Source organism: Rathayibacter sp. AY1C4, from assembly GCF_002932195.1.
GTDB lineage: Bacteria > Actinomycetota > Actinomycetes > Actinomycetales > Microbacteriaceae > Rathayibacter.
In genome coordinates, this window is sequence record NZ_PSWE01000058.1 from 1 (window position 1) to 3841 (window position 3841).

Sequence of the window (3841 nt, forward strand, 5' to 3'; positions counted from 1 at the left end):
CCGCGCGGAACGCCGAGCGCTGCACGTCGCTGATCGGCCGCGAGTAGATGACGCCGAGCTCGATCAGGAGCAGGTCGGCCTCCCGCGGGGCGACGGTGGCCTCGTCGAAGTCGATCAGCCAGGGGCGGCCGCTCTCGTCGATGACGACGTTGCCGGGATGCGGGTCGCCGTGGAGGGGCACGCGGGAGGTGGGCGTGCGGGCGCGCTTCAGTCGCCGCTCAGCGCCGGCGAGGGCGTCGAGGCGGGAGCGGTTCCCGCGCCAGAGCGCGGTGAGGCGGGGGCGGGACTCCGGCTGCGCGTCGATCCTCTCGTCGGTCTCGGCGAGGAGGTCGGCGAGCGGACGGCGGACGCGGCGGATTCCCCGCCGCACGGGAGGCGCGAGGGTCGGCGGCTCGGCGTCGTGCACGGAGCGCAGGACCGCGCCGAACCCCTCCCAGTCGAGGGCGTCCTCGCCGGAGTCGACGGCGTCCTCGCCGAGGATCCACGGCGCGACCGAGACCCGCAGCCCCCGGTCCTCCGCCCAGGGGCGCCCGTCGGAGGCGCGGTGCGGCGCCGCGACGCCCGGCACCCCCGCCTCTCCCAGCGACGCCGAGAGCGCGAGTCCGAAGCGCCCGTCGCGGGCCGACGCCTTGACGCTCCAGAGCGCCCCGGAGCCGTCGGCCGCGCACCAGACGCGCGCTCCGTGGTCGAGTCCGCCGACGACGGGCTCCAGGTCGACGAGGCCGACGCCGAACTCGCGGCGCACCAGAGCGCGCGCCCAGGCGCCCGCCTCCTCGATCGTGTCCATCCCGCTCATGCTGACGTGCGGGCGCCCCGCAAGCAGGTGGTTGCGCGATCGGTGATCGTAGGCATGGGTGCGGGCTGAGCCGCGTCTCAGGCTCGCGCTCCGGGCCGCCCGACGAGGAACCACGCCATCGACCCCAGGAAGGGCGCCACCACGACGGCGATCGTCCACAGGCCCTTCCGCAGGGGATCGAGGCCGGAGCGGAGGACCTGCGCGACCGCGAGGATCGCGACTCCGAGATACGCGGCCCCGCACAGGGCGGCGACCACGCTGGTGCCGAGCAGTGACATGTCCATCGCCCGACGCTACGCGCGGCGCGGCGCTGCCGGATCCGCCGCGGGGCGGAGACTCCCGGCGATGCGCAGCGGGCCTCGCTCAGCGGGCCTCGCTCAGCGGCCGAGGACACCGGTGATCGTCCGCGCGCCGTCGGCGGGGAAGAGGGCGAGCCGCTGCTCCGTCCCCTGCTGCCGGACCGTGAGAACGGGAGCCGCGAGCGCGTGACCGTGGTGGTAGCCCGTCACCGACTCGGGGGCGTCCCCGGCGGTGAGGGGCAGGAACGCGATCGGCGAGAGGTCCGCGTCGGCACGGAACAGCGAGAGCGCCCTCGCGGTGACGACGGCCAGCAGCACGGGGTCCGGCCTCGCCGCGCGCAGCGCCGGGAGGTCGACCGCGGCTCCGGCGACCGCGAGCGTCCGCAGCGAGGCCAGTGTCTCCGGAGTGTTCAGCACCGCGGTGACGCCGCCGTCCGGATGCTCGGCCCGCAGCCTCTCGAGGATCGGTCGGGACCACCGCTCCTCGACGCGCCGTCGGATCCCGAAGCCGAGCCCCGCGACGATCACCGCGGCCACCGCGAGCACCACGCCCCACCCTCCGTAGAGCTGGAACGCCCGGGCGCCCGACCACGCCGCCGCGACGACCACCGTCGCCCCGAAGAACGCCTCGCTCCCGAGCGACCGCAGCCGGGTCGACTGCACCTCCTGCGTCACGGGCGCTCCTCCGGGTCGGGCGGACCTCCGGGCGGGTCGCGTCAGCGCATGATCGCACCGGCGCCTGCGGGTCGGGCGGGATCCGCCGCCTCGCGCGGGAGGCCGGCTCAGCGCCCGCGCCGCGCCCGCGGATCGGTGAGGAGTCGGACCGGGGGGAGGTCGGCCAGGTCGGGGGACACGAAGCCGAGCACGTCGGAGTGGTGGTCGGCGGAGGCACGGCGGAGGAAGGACCAGCACTTGAGCGAGGACGGGCGCCGGTCGAGGGGGAGGGGAGCGGCCTCCACGATGATCACGGTGGCGGAGCAGTGCAGGATCCGCACGGGCACGCGGCGCCCATTCCGATCTGGAAGTCGCCGTCGGCGCCGTCGAGCACGAAGGCGACGTCGAGTCCGCGGCGGTGCCGGACGGTGAAGGTGGCGAGCAGGGGACCGCTCCCGAACCTCGGGGCCTCGTCGCGGGCCTGCCGGACACGCTGCTCCGCGTCGTCCCTGTCCATGGAGCCACTCCTGCCGTCCCGGCGGAGCGGGGCCCGCGCGCCCGTCGAGCCTAGGGGGAGCGGGGCGGCGTCAGCCCGCGCGAGGCAGCGTCACCCGGAACCGCGCTCCCACCGGTCCCTCCTGCGCCACCAGGTCGCCGCCGAGCGCCCGGGCCAGCCCGCGCGCGATCGGCAGGCCGAGGCCCGAGCCGCCGTCGGCGCGGTTGCGGGCGTCGTCGAGGCGGACGAGGCGGTCGAAGACGCGCTCACGGTCGGCCTCGGCGATGCCGGGGCCGTCGTCGTCGACGGTGATCGTGACGGAGTCGGCGGCCGCCTCGACGGCGACGTCGATCCGGGAGCGGGCGAAGCGGGCGCCGTTCTCGAGGAGGTTGCCGAGCACCTGGGCCAGCCGGTCGGCGTCGGCGCTGACCCGGAGCGGCTCGGCGGGCCGGTGCAGCTCGATCGCGAGGCCCGGGCGGCGCAGCTCCTGGCGCTCGATCGCGGCCTCGGCGACGCCCGCGGGGTCCAACGGACGCGACTCCACAGCCAGGCCCTCGTCCAGCCGCGCCATCAGCAGCATGTCCTGGATGAGGCGGCCCGCGCGCAGCGACTCCCGCACGACGTGCACCGAGAGGCGCTCGCGCTCCTGCTCGCCGCCGTCGCCGCGGACGAGCGCGTCGGCGGCGGCCTGGATGCCGGCGACCGGCGTCCGCAGCTCGTGCGCGGCGTCCGAGACGAACGCGCGCATCCGCTGCTCCGCCGCGAGGGCCGTCGCCTCGGCGGCGAGGGCACTGCGCTCGGCCTGCTCGAGGTCGTCGAGCATCTCGTCGAACGCGGTCGCGGTGCGGCCGAGCTCGGTCCGCGGACGGGAGGGGCGCAGCCGCCGCCCGCGGTCGCCGTGCGCGATGTCGCGGGCCACGTCGGTCATCCGCTCGAGGGGCCGGAGGGTCGCGCGGACCACGACGATCAGCGCGAGGGCGGCCAGCAGGAGGAACACGGCCGACGCGGCGAGCAGGATCCCGTTCAGCTGCGCGAGGGTGCTGCCCACCGATCCGGCCTCGCTGGTGAGCTCGAGGCGGGTGCCGTCGCTGAGGGTCGACTCGAGGGTGATCAGCTCGTCGTCGGCGGCGACACTGCTCGAGACGACGGTGACGGCGGCGGAGGCGGCTCGGGGCGGGACGGCTCCGGAGGAGGAGCTCGTGCCGGGCGGCGACGGCGGCTCTCCGAGCTGGTCGGCGGCTCCAGGGCCCAGGCGCAGCTGCTCCGGGCTCGGCCCGGCCACGACGTCCTCGCCCTCGGGGCTCGTGATCCGCACCGAGACGCCCTGCGCCGAGAGGCGGGAGGCGAGGGCGTCGTCGGCGATCGTGCCGACCAGCGCGGCGGCGGCGGAGGCGCGGTCCTGCAGCCGCTCCTCGATCTGGTCGCGGAGGCGCTCGCCGAGCACCGCCTGCACCGTCGCCGAGAGGGCCAGGAGCAGCACGGCCAGCAGAGCGAGCACGGCCAGGACGGTGCGGAGGCGGAGGGAGCCGGTCCGCAGCGCGCCCGGCTGGGCGCGGCTCACGCCTCCACCCGGTAGCCGAGGCCGCGGACGGTGTG

At 76.6% G+C, this 3841-nt stretch carries 6 protein-coding genes; all 6 read right to left on the reverse strand.

Going from position 1 to position 3841, the window contains the following annotated elements:
• Positions 1-787: phosphotransferase enzyme family protein (locus tag C5C99_RS16505; RefSeq protein WP_104340430.1), on the reverse strand; the 787-nt coding region annotated here is incomplete at its 3' end.
• A gap of 86 nt (positions 788-873) precedes the next feature.
• Positions 874-1080, reverse strand: coding sequence for a PLD nuclease N-terminal domain-containing protein (locus C5C99_RS16510; RefSeq protein WP_104225196.1), 207 nt, complete (start codon positions 1078-1080; stop codon positions 874-876).
• 93 nt (positions 1081-1173) lie between these two features.
• Positions 1174-1770, reverse strand: coding sequence for a hypothetical protein (locus C5C99_RS16515; protein ID WP_104340431.1), 597 nt, complete (start codon positions 1768-1770; stop codon positions 1174-1176).
• Between the two features lie 107 nt (positions 1771-1877).
• Positions 1878-2096, reverse strand: a complete 219-nt coding sequence (locus C5C99_RS16520; protein ID WP_146085538.1) for a hypothetical protein — start codon at positions 2094-2096, stop codon at positions 1878-1880.
• The gene (locus C5C99_RS16525) at positions 2060-2266 is read right to left on the reverse strand and encodes a hypothetical protein (RefSeq protein WP_104340433.1); all 207 of its coding nucleotides are present in this window, start codon (positions 2264-2266) and stop codon (positions 2060-2062) included. The genes C5C99_RS16520 and C5C99_RS16525 overlap by 37 nt, the downstream gene beginning before the upstream one ends.
• 70 nt (positions 2267-2336) lie before the next feature.
• The coding region (locus tag C5C99_RS16530; RefSeq protein ID WP_374953748.1) for an ATP-binding protein at positions 2337-3841 on the reverse strand (1505 nt) is incomplete at its 5' end.